This is a genomic window from Modicisalibacter ilicicola DSM 19980, assembly GCF_900128925.1.
In the GTDB taxonomy this organism is placed as follows: domain Bacteria; phylum Pseudomonadota; class Gammaproteobacteria; order Pseudomonadales; family Halomonadaceae; genus Modicisalibacter; species Modicisalibacter ilicicola.
This window is the reverse complement of record NZ_FQUJ01000008.1, coordinates 1-17072: the sequence shown is the minus strand read 5'-3', so window position 1 is coordinate 17072 and position 17072 is coordinate 1. Positions and strand designations below refer to the sequence as shown.

General features: G+C 61.9%; 15 protein-coding genes. 12 read left to right on the top strand and 3 right to left on the bottom strand.

Annotated features, from left to right (window positions below; translation table 11 throughout):
• The first annotated feature begins 533 nt into the window (after nt 1-533).
• From BUA41_RS10015 to nanR, 12 genes are all read left to right on the top strand, one after another.
• A complete protein-coding gene (locus tag BUA41_RS10015) occupies nt 534-2240 on the top strand; it encodes a DEAD/DEAH box helicase (RefSeq protein ID WP_072822348.1) in 1707 nt (568 codons plus the stop codon).
• A gap of 124 nt (nt 2241-2364) precedes the next feature.
• Nucleotides 2365-3369: a DMT family transporter gene (locus BUA41_RS10010; protein ID WP_084671390.1), complete on the top strand. Its 1005-nt coding sequence runs from the start codon at nt 2365-2367 to the stop codon at nt 3367-3369.
• A 102-nt stretch (nt 3370-3471) separates the two neighbouring features.
• A complete protein-coding gene (locus tag BUA41_RS10005; protein WP_072822339.1) occupies nt 3472-4446 on the top strand; it encodes a sugar kinase in 975 nt (324 codons plus the stop codon).
• A complete protein-coding gene (locus BUA41_RS10000) occupies nt 4443-5444 on the top strand; it encodes a 2-hydroxyacid dehydrogenase (RefSeq protein WP_072822337.1) in 1002 nt (333 codons plus the stop codon). Before BUA41_RS10005 ends, BUA41_RS10000 begins: the two co-directional genes overlap by 4 nt.
• A gap of 73 nt (nt 5445-5517) precedes the next feature.
• A complete protein-coding gene (locus BUA41_RS09995; protein ID WP_072822336.1) occupies nt 5518-6282 on the top strand; it encodes an SDR family NAD(P)-dependent oxidoreductase in 765 nt (254 codons plus the stop codon).
• A complete protein-coding gene (pdxA, locus tag BUA41_RS09990) occupies nt 6279-7283 on the top strand; it encodes a 4-hydroxythreonine-4-phosphate dehydrogenase PdxA (RefSeq protein WP_072822334.1) in 1005 nt (334 codons plus the stop codon). Before BUA41_RS09995 ends, pdxA begins: the two co-directional genes overlap by 4 nt.
• Complete coding sequence (locus tag BUA41_RS09985; protein WP_072822332.1) at nt 7280-8455, top strand: four-carbon acid sugar kinase family protein; 1176 nt, start codon at nt 7280-7282, stop codon at nt 8453-8455. The genes pdxA and BUA41_RS09985 overlap by 4 nt, the downstream gene beginning before the upstream one ends.
• A 134-nt stretch (nt 8456-8589) precedes the next feature.
• Entirely contained in the window at nt 8590-9591 is a 1002-nt protein-coding gene (locus BUA41_RS09980) for a sialic acid TRAP transporter substrate-binding protein SiaP (RefSeq protein WP_072822331.1), read from the top strand.
• A gap of 65 nt (nt 9592-9656) precedes the next feature.
• Nucleotides 9657-10202: a TRAP transporter small permease gene (locus BUA41_RS09975; RefSeq protein WP_072822329.1), complete on the top strand. Its 546-nt coding sequence runs from the start codon at nt 9657-9659 to the stop codon at nt 10200-10202.
• Nucleotides 10203-10226: 24 nt separating this feature from the next.
• On the top strand, nt 10227-11606 hold the full coding sequence (locus BUA41_RS09970; protein WP_072822327.1) for a TRAP transporter large permease: 1380 nt from the start codon (nt 10227-10229) through the stop codon (nt 11604-11606).
• 15 nt (nt 11607-11621) lie between these two features.
• On the top strand, nt 11622-12698 hold the full coding sequence (locus tag BUA41_RS09965) for an Ldh family oxidoreductase (RefSeq protein ID WP_072822325.1): 1077 nt from the start codon (nt 11622-11624) through the stop codon (nt 12696-12698).
• A gap of 94 nt (nt 12699-12792) precedes the next feature.
• On the top strand, nt 12793-13518 hold the full coding sequence (nanR, locus tag BUA41_RS09960) for a transcriptional regulator NanR (RefSeq protein WP_072822323.1): 726 nt from the start codon (nt 12793-12795) through the stop codon (nt 13516-13518).
• 344 nt (nt 13519-13862) lie between these two features.
• Here the strand turns inward: nanR and BUA41_RS09955 are convergent, their stop codons facing one another.
• Genes BUA41_RS09955 through BUA41_RS09945 form a run of 3 tightly spaced genes read right to left on the bottom strand, consistent with a single transcriptional unit; the run spans nt 13863 to nt 16618 of the window.
• Nucleotides 13863-14984 carry a mannitol dehydrogenase family protein gene (locus BUA41_RS09955; protein ID WP_072822322.1) on the bottom strand — a complete coding sequence of 374 codons (1122 nt, stop codon included), beginning with the start codon at nt 14982-14984 and terminating at the stop codon, nt 13863-13865.
• A gap of 19 nt (nt 14985-15003) precedes the next feature.
• The gene (locus tag BUA41_RS09950) at nt 15004-15849 is read right to left on the bottom strand and encodes a fumarylacetoacetate hydrolase family protein (protein ID WP_072822321.1); all 846 of its coding nucleotides are present in this window, start codon (nt 15847-15849) and stop codon (nt 15004-15006) included.
• A 19-nt stretch (nt 15850-15868) separates the two neighbouring features.
• Nucleotides 15869-16618 carry an SDR family oxidoreductase gene (locus BUA41_RS09945; RefSeq protein ID WP_072822682.1) on the bottom strand — a complete coding sequence of 250 codons (750 nt, stop codon included), beginning with the start codon at nt 16616-16618 and terminating at the stop codon, nt 15869-15871.
• Between the last annotated feature and the right edge of the window lie 454 nt (nt 16619-17072).

Here is a 17072-nt window from a genome sequence, read left to right as displayed (position 1 = left end):
CCGCTTAACGGAGAATAAGCGCTTTTTTACCATGTAATTCAGCCCTTGAAGCTCTTTGCCAGGATGGCGGTTTCCACGACTTGTCATGCAAGCCCAAGCAGGATCTGAAACATGTCGTCATCGAAATGGATCGGCAGTGATGACAAGGAGTAGGCAAAGCCTTTCGACGATGGTAGCATGTGCACCTCCTCGCAAGTGTTGACCCCACCATCACTGTTGATTCGACCCTCCTGGACATTGCCCGACGGCACGAGGAACGAGTCTCTCGCAAGGCGCACAGCCAGGCTTCGAGCCGCTGTAACGAGCGCCGGGTGCGTAGATGGAACGCCAGAATCGCCAAGCCGGCGTGGCGTGTACGGTCGCCACACTGTTCGTCCTCCAGCGCATTCCGCGGTGGCGGTCATGAAACGAACAGGATGCAGGTGCGACCCGGTGCCATGTCATATTGCCAGCGTTAAGCGTTGCGCAGCTGAAAGCGACAAGGCACCACGACATTTTTTCGCCGGTGACTACCGGCCTTCCAAGGTGTGATAATGACCTCGACTTCTGTCGCCTCGCCGAGCTTCGGCGAACTGGCACTGCTGCCTGCCGTGCTTTCTGCCCTCGAGACCCTGGGCTACGCAACCCCGTCGCCGATCCAGGCGCAGACCATTCCGGCACTGCTGGAAGGCCGTGACATGCTGGGTCAGGCCCAGACCGGCACCGGCAAGACGGCCGCCTTCGCGCTGCCGATCCTGTCGAAACTCGAATTGACCCGCCGCGAGCCCCAGGTGCTGGTGCTGGCACCGACCCGTGAACTGGCCCAACAGGTGGCGGTCTCTTTCACCAAGTACGGCCAGAACCTCAAGGGGCTGGAAGTGGCTAGCCTGTGTGGCGGCCAGGAATATCGTGAGCAGCTCGGCGCACTGCGCCGAGGCGCCCAAGTCATCGTCGGCACGCCGGGCCGGGTGATCGATCACCTCGACCGCGGCAGCCTGAAGCTCGATGGCCTTTCCGCCCTGGTGCTCGACGAAGCCGACGAGATGCTGCGCATGGGCTTCATCGACGACGTCAAGCGTGTCGTGGCCGATACCCCGAGCGATGCCCAGCGCGTCTTCTTCTCCGCCACGCTGCCCGCCGAGATCGAACGCATCGTCAACCGCTACCTGGTCGACCCGGTCAAGGTGGCCATCGAGTCCAAGGCCGACACCGCGGCCAGCATCGACCAGCGTCTGGTACGTGTCGATGGTGGTGCCAAGCTGGAGGCGCTGGCGCGTATTCTCGAGGTCGAGCCGGTGGATGCCGCCATCGTCTTCGTGCGCACCCGTGCTGCCTGCACCACCTTGGTGGAGCAGCTGACCGCACGTGGCATCAATGCCTCCGCACTGTCCGGCGATCTGGACCAGAGCCTGCGTGAGCGTACCGTGACACGCCTGAAGCGAGGCAAGATCGATGTGCTGGTCGCCACCGACGTGGCCGCGCGCGGCCTCGACGTGCCGCGCATCACCCACGTGGTCAACTACGACCTGCCCCAGGATTCCGAAGCCTACACTCACCGCATCGGTCGTACCGGTCGTGCGGGCCGTTCCGGCATCGCCATCACCTTCGCCGGGGTGCGCGAGACTCGCAAGGTGCGCTGGCTGGAGCAGGCCACCGGCCAGACCATGACCGATACCGAGCTGCCCGACGAAGCCGCGATTCGTGCTCACCGCGACGAGCGTTTCCGCGAGCGTGTCGTGGGAACACTGACCGCTGGCGCCGAAGAGCAGCGCGCGGTGATCGAGCGTCTGGTCGCCGAAGGGCATGATCCCATCGAGCTGGCCTGTGCCTTTGCCGCGATGGCCCGTGCCGATGAGGCACCGATTGGCCGCCTGCCCAAGCCGGGCGCGCGGAACGATCGCGAGCGCGCGCCACGGGATGGCAAGCCGCCGCGTCGCCGGGAGAGCGGTCCTTCCGAAGGCATGACGCGCTATCGTGTCTCCGTCGGTCACAAGGATGGCATCAAGCCCGGCCAGCTGGTGGGAGCGCTTGCCAATGAAGGCGGCATCGAGGGCTCGCGCATCGGGCGCATCGATATCCGCAATGCCTTCTCGGTGGTCGAGCTGCCCAACAGCCTGCCGACCAGCATCCTGGCCAAGATGGCGCGCGCGCGCGTGGCCGGACGGCCGCTCGAGATCGCCGAGGACCGGGGGGCGCCGGAGCGTAGCCCGAGACGCAAGAGCGATAGTGATGCCCCGATTCCACGCCGCGCCAGGGCCTGAGCTCAAGCATATAAGGCAAAGCGGCGGTTAGGCATCTAAATGACACAGGCCGGGGCATCACGCTCCGGCCTGTGACGTTTCTAGTCACCGTCTCGAACGACGGTCAATGGAGGAAAGAGACGTTATGTGGCGGTCATTGCCGTGGCGGTTGCGCGGCTATCTGATTACCGGCGCCGGCGTGCTGTTGCTGTCGCCGGATGCACTGTTCGTCAAGGACACCCAGGTGGACGTGGCCACCTTCATGTTCTGGCGGGCACTGCTGCTTGGTCTGGTGCTTGCCCTGGTGGCCGGCCTGCGTTACGGACGCGAATTGCCGACGGCCATTCGCGCCTGCGGGCCCGCTGTTTGGTGGTGTCCGTTGGGGTTCGCCGCCAGCGCCTGGGCCTTCGTCATCGCGACACGTCTGACCGCCGCCGGTAACGTGCTGGTGATGCTCAATCTGGCACCGCTGGTGGCGGGGCTCATCGGCATGCTCTTTTTCGGTCAGCACCTGCGGCGTCAGACCTGGGTCGTGATCGTGCTGTGCGTATTCGGTGCCAGCCTGATGGCCGCCGGGGAGATCGGGCAGGGGAGCGCGCTCGGCTTGATCGTGGCGCTGATCGCGCCGGTGGCCGTTGCCGTCAACACCACCGTGGCAAGCGCCCAGCGTGGCCAGTCGCGACGCGGCGTGGATACCACGGTAATCCTGCCGTTGGGATGCCTGGCGATGCTGTTGCCTGCGCTGCTATTGGGCGGCGCCCAGATTCCTCCGACGGAGGATTTTGTCCGCCTGGCCTGGATGGGGCTGGTGTTTCTGCCAGGTGCCTATTTCCTCATCCAGACCGGCACGCGCTATCTTCCCGGGGCCGAGGTGGGGCTGGTAATGCTGCTCGAAACCCTGATCGGCACCCTGTTGGTCTGGTGGCGGGTCGGTGAGGCGCCCTCGGCGCTTGCCTTCGTCGGCGGAGGGCTCATCCTCTCGGCGATGCTGGGTAGCAGTATGCGGGATCTTCATCGCCAGCGGCGCAAGGCGGCCGCCGGAGCGCCGGACCCGCAGGCTCTTCTCCAGCAGGAGGGCGTGAGGGGCGAACATGAATTCGTTGGGAGGGGTGATATGCCGGCTTCGGCACGCTGGGCTAAAGCAGATTGATAGCAGGCGTTTGACGTGCTACCTATCATATTGTCATGCCAGGCACCCGAGGGAGATTCAGGGCATCGACCTCGGTGTCATCCGTCCACGGGGGAGTGACGAATGGAGCATACCGGTACGGTACTGGCGTTCGGTGAGGCGATGGCGATGTTCGTTGCGGAAACACCGGGGACGCTCGATCAGGTCGAACGCTTTCACCGCCGCATCGCGGGTGCGGACACCAATGTCGCCATCGGGCTCGCCCGCCTGGGTTTTCCGGTCCGTTGGCTGAGCCGTGTTGGAGCAGACAGTTTCGGCAGCTTCATCCGGCGCACGTTGGAAGCCGAGGGCGTGGACTGTCGTCATATAACAGTGGACCCCGAGCATGTCACCGGTCTCGTCTTCAAGGAAAGGGCAGACGAAGGGCAGGATCCTCGAGTCGAATACTTCCGACGAGGCAGTGCCGCGAGTCGGATGTCGCCCAGAGACGCCGAAGATGTCGACTTTTCGCTGGTGCGCCATCTTCATGTGACAGGAATCCCCCCGGCTATCTCACCTGATTGTCATGCTCTGACGCTTCACATGATGCAGGCCGCGCGTAAGGCAGGTGCGAGCATCTCCTTCGACCCGAATCTGCGTCCCAGTCTCTGGGACTGCGAACAACTCATGATAGACACCCTGAACGACTTGGCCGGCCTAGCAGACTGGGTGTTGCCGGGGTTAGCCGAGGGGCGGCGCCTTTCTGGGCTAGCGACGGCCGACGAGATCGCCGCCTTCTATCTCGAGCGAGGGGCAGAGGCCGTCATCATCAAGCTGGGACCAGAGGGTAGCTACTATCGTGGCGGCTTGGGTGGGCAGGGCGAAGATGCGTTCACTGTGCCGGGCGTGCCGGTTCAACAGGTGGTGGATACCGTGGGCGCGGGCGATGGCTTTGCGACCGGTGTGATCAGTGCGTTATTGGAAGGACTTTCCCCTCGAGAGGCATTGCTGAGAGGCAATCTGATCGGTGCTCAGGCGGTGCAGGTGATCGGAGACATGGAGGGGCTTCCTACCAGAGCACGGCTCGAGGAACTGATGGATACAGGAAGCAAGCCATGAAACGTGTCGTGGTGTGTGGGCGCCTCAGCGATGAGCAACTCGCAGAGCTGAGCAACGATTTTATGGTCGAGGACTTTCGCCAGGTCCATTCTCTGGAAGAGAAGGACATTCGATGCGCCCTGGCGTCGGCGCAGGGCCTGATCACCGCCAGCCTACCGATCACGCCGGAGCTGCTCGATGCGATGCCCATGCTGGAAGTGATAGCCACCGTGTCGGTCGGCTATGACAACTACCCGCTCGAGGCGCTCTCCCGGCGCGGCATATTGCTGTGTAATACCCCGGATGTGTTGACAGAGACGACCGCAGACACCGGCTTTGCATTGATGTTGGCCACGGCGCGGCGCGTGGTGGAGCTGGCCGATCTGGTCAGCCGAGGCGAGTGGAAGAAGAGCATTGGGCCCGAGCATTTTGGCCGGGACGTACATGGCAAGACACTGGGCATGGTGGGGCTGGGGCGTATCGGTGCGGCAGTCGCCCGACGCGGCGCGCTAGGCTTCGGCATGCGTATCTTGTATGCCCAAGCCTCATCGAAACCTGGTTTGGAAACCGAGCTGGGAGCACGGCGCTGCGAGCTGGATCGGCTCTTGGAAGCCTCCGACTTCGTGTGCGTCACCGTCCCGCTGACATCGGAAACGGAGCACCTGATTGGTGCACGCGAGCTGGCGTTGATGAAGCCGGATGCCATTCTCGTCAATATTGCCCGTGGCCAGGTCATCGATGAAACGGCCCTGATCGATGCCTTGAAATGGGGCCGTCCGGGCGCGGTGGGTCTGGACGTCTATGAAAAGGAGCCCCTGCCCGCGGATTCGCCGCTGATCGGCATGCCCAATGTCGTCGCCTTGCCGCATATTGGTTCTGCTACTCACGAAACACGCCATGCCATGGCGCAGCGGGCCGTTGATAATATGCGGCTGGCACTCAAGGGGCGTCGCCCCATCAGCCCTGTGAATATCGAGCAGTTGCGGTGGGCTGGGTCAGAGGCGAATGACGAAGAGTGACGATACCTCGACTATACTTGTCATGATGTATGACAGGTATGCTGTAAAACATCACGTTTCAGGAGACAACAAGATGTTCGAGGAATGGGTGGGGAAGCGCGTACTGATTACTGGAGCGAGCCGAGGAATAGGGGCAGCGCTTGCCAAACGACTGGGCAGCCTGAAGGCCCACGTGGCCGTGCACTATCATTCGAGCGAGACGGCTGCTCGCCAGGTCTGCGAGGCGATCGAGGCGGCCGGGGGAAAGGCCGTGCCGATCCAGGGCGATATCAGCCGCTCGAGGGACGCCTCCGCGGTCGTTGATCGGGCCGTCGATCTACTGGGCGGGCTCGATGTGCTGATCAACAATGCCGGTGACATGCTTGGCCGGGTGGGCCTGGAGGACATGGACGACGATCAGTACGACCGGGTCATGGATCTCAACGCGCGGTCGGTGGTGGTCGCAAGCCGGGCGGCGTTGCCGCATTTTCGCCGCCAGGGCGGCGGCAACATCATACATACCAGTTCGATTGCCGCACGCAATGGCGGCGGTGGTGGTGCGGGACTGTATGCCTCGGCCAAGGGCTTCGTCAGTACCCTTACCCGATCCATGGCCAAGGAGTTGGCCGCCGACAATATCCGAGTCAATGCTGTGGCGCCGGGGACCATTGCCACCGACTTTCACGATCGACACTCCAGCGAGGCACACCTCGCAGCGGCTGTCGCCTCAATACCCCAGGCGCGGTTGGGCAGTGCCGAGGATTGCGTCGGGGCCTACGTTTTCCTCGCGACCGACGCCATGAGTAGCTATGTGACGGGCCAGATCCTCGAGGTCAATGGTGGGCAGCTGATGCCATGAGTGATTCATCCCGCTTTTCGTTAGCCATCACCATGGGCGATCCTGCTGGTATCGGCCCTGAGATTATCTGCCGTGTGTTGCACACCATGACGCCGGAGGAGCTGACCAACACGCTGGTGATCGGCGATATTCCAATCTTCAAGCGTGCCGCCAGCCTGATCGGCGCTGATATTGACTTCCAGGAATGGACGCCGGGTCACGACTGGTCAAGCAACAATCGGATCGCCGTCGCGCAGATTGAGGGCGTCGAGTCTGGCCGGGTGGAGGATGGCAAGATCGGTGCCGTTGCCGGCGACATGGCGTTCCGCTGTATCGAGCGTGCCGTCGAGTGCGTTCAGGCTGGCCAAGCGCGGGTGATCGTCACGGCGCCGCTCAACAAGGCTGCCCTTCACGCCGCCGGCCATCATTACGATGGACACACCGGCATGCTCGCGGCGCTTACCGGCGCGCCGTCTTCCTTCATGCTGCTGGCCTCCGAGCATTTGTCGACCATTCATGTGTCGACGCATGTGTCGCTCAATGAAGCCATCCAGCGAGTCTCGGAGAAGCGCATCGCCGAGACAGTCCGGGCAGGGCACGACCATCTGGTGACGTTGGGCCATTCATCGCCACGTATCGCCGTGGCGGGGCTCAATCCCCATTGTGGCGAGGGTGGCATCTTTGGTGACGAGGACGAGCTTATCATCGCCCCCGCAGTGCGGGCTCTTCAGGCGCAGGGGCTGGACGTGGCAGGTCCCATTTCGGCAGATACGGTCTTCTATCGTGCCACGCGAGGCGAGTTCGACCTGGTGGTGGCGCAGTACCACGATCAGGGCCACATCCCTGTGAAGCTGATCGCCTTTGATACCACTGTCAACGTCAGTCTCGGACTGCCGGTTCAGCGTACCTCGGTGGATCATGGCACGGCCTTTGACATCGCCTGGCAAGGCAAGGCCGACGCCACCAACATGGGCGCCGCCATTGCCTATGCTCGGTGCCTGGCGGGTGGAAGCACACCTTGAGCAATTGCCGGGTGGTGATCCTCGCCGATGACCTGACGGGCGCCCTGGATGCGTCGGCACCGTTCGCCAGCCGTGGCGCGACGACCCGGGCGGTGGTCGATCTGATCCGGCTGGTCGACCTGCTCGATAACCGCCATGAGGCGCTGCCCGAAGTGCTGGCGGTCAACACCGAATCGCGTCATCTACCCGCGGAACAGGCTGCGGCTCGAGTCCTGCATACTCTGGACCTTCTCGAACCGCTGGCGCCCAATCTGTGGTTCAAGAAGATCGATTCGACGCTGCGCGGCCAGGTAGTGGCCGAGAGCGTGGCGGTCCGGCGTCGGTTGGGACGGCGCCTGTTGCTGGCGCCGGCAGTTCCGGCCCAGGGCCGAACGACTCATCATGCCGAAGTGTACGTCCATGGTGAACCACTGCGGCATTCCTCCTTCGCCACGGATGCCCGTTCGCGGCCGCCAACCGAAGCGCTGGATGTTCTGTTTGCCACACACGGCCTTCCTCTGGCGCAATTGGCCCCGGGACTAAAGCTGCCGACCGGGGACTGTGTGGCTGATGCTGAGAGCGATAGGGACCTGCAGCATCTGGCAACACAACTGCTGGCGGCGCCTGTTGATTGCCTCGCGGTCGGTGCCGCCGGTCTGGCAACGGCCATCGCCCAGTGCCTTTACGGCTCACCGCAGTCATCGATTTGCTTGGGAGAGTATCAAGAGGTCTGGCTGGTGGTAGGCTCGCGCAGTCCTCAGTCCCGACGTCAGATTGCCTGCCTTCGCGACACCATTTCTGATATGCCGGTCATCGAGGCGATGAGCGATGTCATCGGTACCGAGACCCACGACAGTGCACTGCTGATTCCAGGCGGCTCCGCAGAAGTGACCTGGTGTGCCGAGGCGGTGGCGCAGCGCTTGGCGGCGCGTTTCGTGGCGAGCTTGCCCAGTGCGCCAGGGCGTCGCCTGGGGTTTCTGACCGGTGGCGATACCGCCATGGCGGTGCTGCAGCGTCTCGCGGCAGGGGTCGTCGAAGTGGTGGGTGAATGGGCGCCGGGTGTCGTGCTGGTCTATCCAAAATATCAGCCAAAGGGATGGCAGGAATGGCCGCTGCTGACCAAGGCGGGCGGTTTTGGCGATGATCGATTATTGCTGGATCTCTGGAGTGCCGTGCATCCGGTGTCGAAGTAGAACTCGAATGGAGGATTGCGCCGCCGAGGAGGAGCAACTAGATTTACCTGTGGTGGTATGACACGTATACAGTAAAGCCATCAATCGACAGCCATAGAAGCCTCTGCGGATTCGAAAGCAAGGAGAACAACAAGATGGGCAACGTGAGCAAACACGCCATGAAACTGAATCGCTGGGTAACCACGGCCCTACTTCTGGCCGGTGTCGGGATCGCCGGCTTGGCCAGTGCCGCCGAGACCTTGAAGTTCGCGCACGTCTACGAAACCTCGGAGCCCTACCACAAGTGGGCACTCTGGGCGGCCGACGAAATCGAGAAGCGCACCGACGCGCGTTACGAAGTCGAAGTGCATCCGGCCTCGTCTCTAGGCAAGGAGGCGGATATCAATGAAGGCTTGAGTTTGGGTACTGTGGACCTGATCTACACCGGCAACCAGTTTGCCGGGCGATCCTATGGGCCGATCGGCATCGCCGGTGCGCCCTACATGTTCCGCGATTTCGATCATTGGCAGACCTATGCGGAGAGCGACCTGTTCAAGGAGATTGCTCAAGGTTATGAGGATGCCACCGGCAATGTGCCTCTGGCCATGAACTACTACGGCCGCCGGCACACGACCTCCAACGAGGAGATCAACGTCCCTGAGGACATGCAAGGCCTCAAGATTCGCGTGCCCAATGCCCCGATGTACATGATGTTCCCGAACGCTGTCGGGGCCAATCCCACGCCCATCGCCTTCGCCGAGGTATATCTGGCGCTGCAGCAAGGGGTGGTGGATGCTCAGGAGAATCCGCTGCCGACCATCAAGGCCAAGGCATTCTATGAGGTTCAGGACTATATCAACCTGACCGGGCATATCACCGATTCATTGATCACCATTGCCGGCGGGCCGCTATGGAACAGGCTCTCCGAAGAGGATCGCAAGATCTTCCGCGAGGTTTACATGGAGGCCGGTGAAAAGATCACCCAGGATATTCTCCAGTCGGAAGAAGATCTCGTCGCCTGGTTCGAGGAGCAAGGGGTCACCGTCAATGAAGTGGATACCGGTCCCTTCCGTGAAGCCGTCGTGCCTTATCACAATGGTGATGCAGCCACTTGGGACAAGGAAACCTACGATCGCTTGCAGGCCCTCGGGCAATAACGTCTCGTGTGCAGTCGCCCACCCCTCATGAGTCATGGAGGGGTAGGTGACTCGAGGAGGTTGTGATGTCGGAGGATCGTGTACCCCACAGTGCGGACACTTTCGAGTTTCTCGAAGAAGACGAGTTCAACTGGCGCGATTACGCCATCGAGGATTATGTGACCTTGGTGGTCTTCTGGCTGTTGGCTATCGATGTCTTCCTGCAGTTCTTCAGCCGTTATGTCCTCGGCAGCTCGATTGCCTGGACGGAGGAGATGGCGCGCTATCTGCTGGTTGTGGTGTGCTTTCTGGGCAGTGCCATGGCGGTCAGGAAGGGCTCGCATATCGCTGTGGAGTTCTTCTATCGCTATATGCCCGGAAGGGTGGGTCTGACGATGTCGACTCTGGTGGACATCGTCCGGGTCATCTTCTTCATCGCCGGCTCCTGGATCACCTACAAGCTCGCCGATAGAACCAACGCGATGATGGTCTCCGTGGATATTCCCAAGAGCGTGATCTACTACCTGGTACTGGTCGGCTTTCTGCTGATGCTGCTGCGCTCGATCCAGGCCGCGATTCGCCACTGGCGTGAAGGCACCAGCGAACTGATCTTCACCGAAGACGATGGATAACAATAAACATTCGGAGTCGTTGCCATGCCCAACGCGTCGAGCGCGCGCCGTCGAGGCCCGATAGTCCCACCGGCCATCGCCATGCTGGCAATCGCCGGCTGTATCGCCCTGGCCGTATTCGGCTACTACCTTGCTTTCCTTTTCGCCGCCCTGTTCACCATGCTGGTGCTCGGCGTGCCCATTGCCATCAGTCTGGCCGGCTCCTGTCTGCTCTATGTGTACCTCAGTGGACAGGTGCCAGACCTGGTGGTGGCTCATCGCATGGTCAATGGCGTGGACAGCTTTCCCTTGCTGGCGATTCCATTCTTCATTCTCGCCGGCAACCTGATGAACAACGGCGGCATTACCACCCGCATCTTCGATTTCGCCAAGGCATTGATGGGCTGGATGCGCGGCGGCCTGGGCCATGTCAACGTGGGGGCCAGCATCGTCTTCTCGGGCATGTCGGGGGCGGCGGTGGCCGACGCCGGTGGCCTGGGCACCATCGAGATCAAGGCCATGCGCGATGCCGGCTACGATCAGGAATTCGCGGTGGGCATCACGGCGGCATCCTCGACCATCGGCCCGATCATCCCGCCCAGCCTGCCCATGGTGATCTACGGGGTGATGGCCTCGGTGTCGGTGGGTCAACTGTTCGTCGCCGGCTTGGTGCCCGGACTGCTGATGGGAGTGGTGTTGATGGTCATGATCACGCTGCTCTCGCGTCGACGCGGCTATCAACGCGATGCGGCCTTCTCGCTGCGGGTGCTGGGTGTGACCTTCGGCCGTGCCTTCCTGTCATTGTTGACGCCGGTGATCATCGTCGGCGGAATCATTACCGGTGCCTTTACGCCCACCGAGGCGGCCATCGCCGCGGTCGTCTACGCGCTCTTTCTTGGCGTGGCGGTCTATCGCACCCTGACCTGGCGGCGGCTGCTCAAGGTCAGCATGGAGACCATCGAGACCACGGCGGTCATTCTGCTGATAGTTGCCGGCGCATCGATCTTTGCCTGGATACTGACCAGCAACCAGGTGACCCAGCATGTGGTGACGCTGATGGGACCGTTTGCCGACAATCCGATTGCCGTCTTGCTGATCATCAATCTGGTGTTGATCGTGGTGGGCTGTTTCATGGAGACAATCGCCGCCATCACTATCCTGGTACCGGTCCTGTTGCCTGTTGCCGTCGCCGCCGGCGTCGATCCGGTCCATTTTGGCGTCATCATGGTGCTCAATCTGATGATCGGCCTGCTAACTCCTCCGGTGGGCATGGTGCTGTACGTACTCTCCCGAGTTTCGCACATCTCCTTCGAGAAGTGCATGCGTGGCACCTTGCCATTTCTGGTGCCACTGGTGATCGCGCTGCTGCTGGTGACTTTTATTCCGGCCATATCCCTGTGGCTGCCGACCCTGATTTATCGCTGATGTGAGTACGCGCCAATGACAAGCACTCAATATGTCCCGCAGCGCGTCGCGGTAAAGGAGCTCGAGCGCTTCATCGACGAGACGCTGTTGCATTGCGGGACCGATGAGGCGTCAGCAACCGCCGTGACCCGAGCGCTGGTAACCGCCTCCCGGATGGGAACCGACAGTCATGGTCTGCGACTGTTGCCGCATTACGTCAAGGCACTCGAGGGCGGGCGGATCAAGGCCCGGCCGGCGATGGCCTTCACACGCCGCATGCCGGCGACCGGGCACCTGGATGCCGACGATGGCTTCGGTCACCTGGCCGGTTATACGGCCATCGAGCATGCCGTTGACATGGCTCGGGAGGTGGGTATAGGAGCGGTGGCGGTGGGCAATTCCTCGCACTTCGGTGCCGCGGGTTGCTATGCCCTGGCCGCCTCTGAGGAAGGCATGATTGGCATGGCGATGTGCAACTCCGACCCCTTCGTGTTGCTGCATGGGAGTCAGGTGCCCTTCCATGGCACCAATCCCATCGCTTTCTCGGTCCCCGTCGAAGGACGATCCCCGTACCTGCTGGATATGGCGACCAGCTCGATTCCCTGGAACCGAGTCCAGCAGTATGGCGCCATCGGCCGAACGCTACCCCCGGACGTGGCGGCTGATGCCGGGGGGCGGCTCACCATTGAACCGGACGATGTGGCGGCACTGCTACCGCTCGGCGGCGCGCAATTCGGCTTCAAGGGTGCGGGCCTGGCCGGGGTGGTGGAAATACTCAGCTCCACGCTGTCAGGCATGCTCAATGGCTTTCGCTTGTTGCCCATGGGTGGACCTGACATGTCGACGCCTCGGGGCATTGGGCACTTCTTTCTGGTCGTGCAGCCCCAGGCGTTTACCGATTGGGTAACCTTCCAGCGAGGCCTCAAGGAGTACCTGGAGGATCTTGGCTCACGGCCGGCGCTGGCGGATCGCGAGGTGTTGGCCCCCGGTGACCGGGAATGGCGCTGCCAAGCCGAGCGCGATGCCGAGGGCATACCGATGGATTCGGCCAATTGGGAGGCCTATGAGCGTCTTGCCAAGGAGGTGGGAATCGCGCCGCTACGCGAATGTTAGGAAGTAGGGCGGTTGCCTCTTGCGGTACCATCTACACCTGCCCGATTCAAAAAGTGAGGGCTAGTTGACATGTGTTGCCGAGGAGTCATGGGGAATGACGCACTATAGGGTGGAGCGCAAGACGCTCTCCGAGCAGGTGGCCGAGCAGCTTGAGGCGGCTATCCTCGAGGGGCGGTTGCGGGAAGACGATCAATTGCCGTCGGAACGCGAACTGATGGAGCAGTTCGGCGTGGGCCGGCCGGCGGTTCGCGAAGCCTTGTTTTACCTGCAGCGCCTCGGGTTGATCGCCATCAACAGCGGAACGCGCGCCCGAGTGATCAGGCCAACGGCTGAGGCCGTGATGGCACGCCTCTCGGGCGTTACCCGCCAGCTGCTCTCGCAGCCGGAAGGGCAGCAGCATTTCCAGGAAGCGCGTGCCCTGTTCGAGATCTCCTTGGCACGCTATGCCGCATGCCATGCCACCGACGACGACATCGCTCGGCTGCGCGCCGCCTTGGACGACAACAGAAATGCGCTAGGCAATGAGGCGCGCTTCAAGCGCTCCGACAACGACTTCCATGGTGTGCTGGCAAGTATCGGTCGCAATCCGATCTTCGACGCCATCCACGAGGCGCTGTCCGAGTGGCTTGATGACCGCCGAGCACAAGCGTTGCAACAAAAAGGCGAGGACCAGGCTGCGACGAAAGCCCATAGTGCCATCGTGGAAGCCATCGCCTCTCACGATGCGGATGCGGCCGAGGCGGCGATGCGCAGCCACCTTGATCGTCACTACGGCACCTATCGGCAGCTCAAGCAGCGCTTGTCCCGCTCCGTAGAGTAGGCTTTGTGGATGCTCACCCTGATGCCAAGGCCTGCTGGTAGCTAATCAACAAGCCTGGAGAGACACAAGGCTTTGTCCGAAAAGTGCCTGCACTCGCCCATACGGCGTTAAAAATCGACTCAAAGTACTCATTTACACCGCGTAAACTCCGTCTTTGGGCTCGCGACATCCATGTCGCTTGCTCTTCGAGCAGCCATGCTGCCCAAATCGGCTATCCTGCCGATTTGTCGTCGATTTTTGCTTTGTGACCCACATAGATGTGGGAAATGCGTTAGCCCGCAGGAGCGGGCTTAGCGCTGGCCATCGCTCGTCGACTTTTCAGACATAGCCTAGGCCGGGGACTCTCAGGCCATCGCCATGGCTTCGAGTCGGGCAGTGAGGCGCGGCGTCGGTTGTCCCTGAGCGCGCGCCATCTCGTGGACAGGCAGCCACCGCCGGCGCACCTTTTCCACATGATTCTGAGCGATATCGACCAGTGCGTGATCGAGAAAGGGATTGGTGAAGCGCTCCAGTACCGTAGCCTTGTAATCCGCCAATGCCATACCTGGAAACGCATGATCCAAGGTCGGCAGTACCTCGTCTTCCAGCAGGGTTTCCAGATCGTCACGCAGGCGCGACTCGTCCATGGCTTCACGCACGAAGCGGATCTCGTCGCTCAGCCCCAGATCCACCGTTCGCTGCACCAGCCAAGTGTGCGACAGATTGAGAATATGCAGCTTGCGCTTTTCATAAGGGAAGATGTCGTCTACCCGCTGTACATCGGGGTGATGGCAGGGCAGCTCCAGCCCGGGGGTCTCCTGGATCGCCCATAGACCATACGGTTCGGCAACGGCACCCACCGGCTCCAGCGTGGAGGAGACGATACGATCGACCAGCGTGTCGATCCACAGGCACGCTTCGTCGAGCCAGGCAGTAAAGCCCGCATCCGCATAGGCCTGGCTCGACAGCTTGGTGACGATCGTCTTCAAGTATTGCCCATTGCCGCTCACCAGTTCGCAGGGCATCAGGATGACCCCCGCAGCACCTGCGCGATAGCGCGCGTACAGGAGCTTGGCCAGCTTGGCCGGGAAGCTGGCTGGTACCTCATGCCTAGGTGAGTCGTCGACGGTCACACGGTAGCCATTATCCCCGGCGTTGGATACCACATGAGTGATCTCATCGCGAAAGCGTCGCTCCAGTTCAGGCCATTCCTGCTGGGCGATCAAGCAGGTTGCCAGGCTATCCACCATTTCCTGGCGATCGAAAGTCTCCCCGTCGCGCACGCCACGGAAATGCACGGGATAGCGCCGATGAGCGGCAAGCGCACGCGCCTTGGCGATGCCCTCGGGGCGCGAGGACGTCTGGGTCACCACCACACGCTTGTGGCTATGCCCCTCGGCCAGGGATCGGCTGACATAATAGTCCACGTGGGCCAGCAGGAAGCGGCTGGTACCGAATTGCAGAATCTCGTCACGCTGAGGAGTCATCCGGCCAGCCCTCCACGGCTCATTCTTCGTTCACCAGCATCTGGCATTGCTCGCCCAGGCCCGCGATACCCAGGCGCATGCGCTGGCCGGCCTTGAGGTAGACGGGCGGCTTCTGCCCCATGCCTACTCCTGGTGGGGTGCCGGTGGAGATGACGTCGCCCGGCTGCAGGCTCATGAAGCGGCTCAGGTAACTGATCAGGAAGGGCACCTGATAGACCATGGTCTGGGTGCTGCCATCCTGGTAGCGATGGCCATCGACCTCGAGCCACAGGGCCAGGTCGTGAGGATCGTCGATTTCATCGGGGGTCACCAGCCAGGGGCCCAACGGGCCGAAGGTATCGCAGCCCTTGCCCTTGTCCCAGGTGCCGCAGCGCTCGAGTTGATATTCCCGCTCGGAGACGTCGTTGACGATACAGAAGCCAGCGACGTGGGACATGGCATCGCGTTCATCGACATAGCGGGCGGTCTTGCCGACGACCACCCCCAGTTCCACTTCCCAATCGGTCTTGGTGGAGCCGCGAGGGATGATCACCTCGTCGTTGGGGCCGCAGATGGCGCTGGTCCACTTGTTGAAAACCACCGGCTCGGCAGGTACCTCGGCACCGGTCTCGGCGGCATGATCGGAGTAATTGAGTCCGATGCAGATAAACTTGCCCACGTGCCCCACGCAGGGGCCCAGGCGTGTTTCGGCGGGCACCTCGGGCAGCTGGGCAGGGTCCAGTTGGGTCAGGTTGGTGAGGCTGGCATGACTCAGATATTCCCCGGATATATCGGTGACATGGGCCGATAGATCGCGAAGGATGCCCTGGTCGTCCAGGAGACCGGGTTTTTCGTGACCGACGGGGCCGAAGCGAAGCAATTTCATGAGGTGCAAGTTCCTCGTGTCAGTTGAGCCAACCACCATCGATGATCTGAACCGTCCCGGTGGTGTAGGCCGATTCGTCGGAAGCGAGATAGGTCGCCAGGGCGGCGATCTCCTCGGGGTTACCAAGCCGCCCCAGGGGTTGCCTGGCGGTGAACTCGCGATAGACGTCTTCTTCGCTGCGCCCCTGCTGGCGCGCCTGGGCACTGATACGCTCCAGGAGCGAGGGCGATTCCACCGTGCCTGGGCAGATGGCATTACAGCGCACCCCGTGGCCGACATAATCGGCGGCGACGGACTTGGTCAGGCCGATCACCGCCGCCTTGGTGGTACCGTAGGCGAAACGGTTGGGCACACCCTTGAGGCTCGAGGCCACCGAGGCCATGTTGACGATACTGGCGTTGCCTAGCGTACACATGCCGGGCAGGAAGGCACGAATCATGCGGTACATGGCGGTGACGTTGAGGGAGAGGGAAAACGCCCAGGCATCCTCGTCGCACTCCAGTACGGTGCCGCTGTGCACGTAGCCGGCACAATTGAACAGCACGTCCAGAGGTGGCAGCTCCCTGGCCAGCGCGCTGATGGCATCCGCATCCAGCACATCCAGTCGTCGGGTGTCGATGCCGGGTTCTGTCGCCAACTCGCGAAGCTTCCCTCCGTCGATGTCGGTAGCGATGACCCGGGCTCCCTCACTGATGAAGCGTAGGGCCGTCGCGCGACCGATCCCCTGGCCGGCGGCCGTCACCAGCGCTGTCTTGTCTTTGAGTCGCATCATGGCGGGTCCGTTTCTTGTTGCTATTGTCTTGATGGCCACCCTTGCAGGGTTCTGTTGTATGACAGGATAAAAGCATGATGGCTGTCTCGAGTATGGAACAGCCCTCGAGGACTTGCCAATATCTCCCTTGGCAGGTGTTAGCGCTGCTCATCTGGTGTCTTGGCCACGCTGAGGGGCATGAGACAGGCCATAAAAAGGGTTCGTCGCAGATTAGCGTGATGCCGCTGCTTTTCCAGATAAGGGTAGCGTAGAAGAGCGCAGATTCTCTGCGCGAAAGGCGCCGGCAGGCGCCCGAGTCGAGCAGGCGCCGCTACGCGGCGTTCGCCCGATGAATCGGGCTCCTACCAAACCCGAGGTCTGGGCTTTTGTAGATACCGTCTCTCGATACCGGCTGCAAGGAGGCTTATACCCCTTGTGGCCGATATTCGCTCTGCGACTTCAACACGCCATA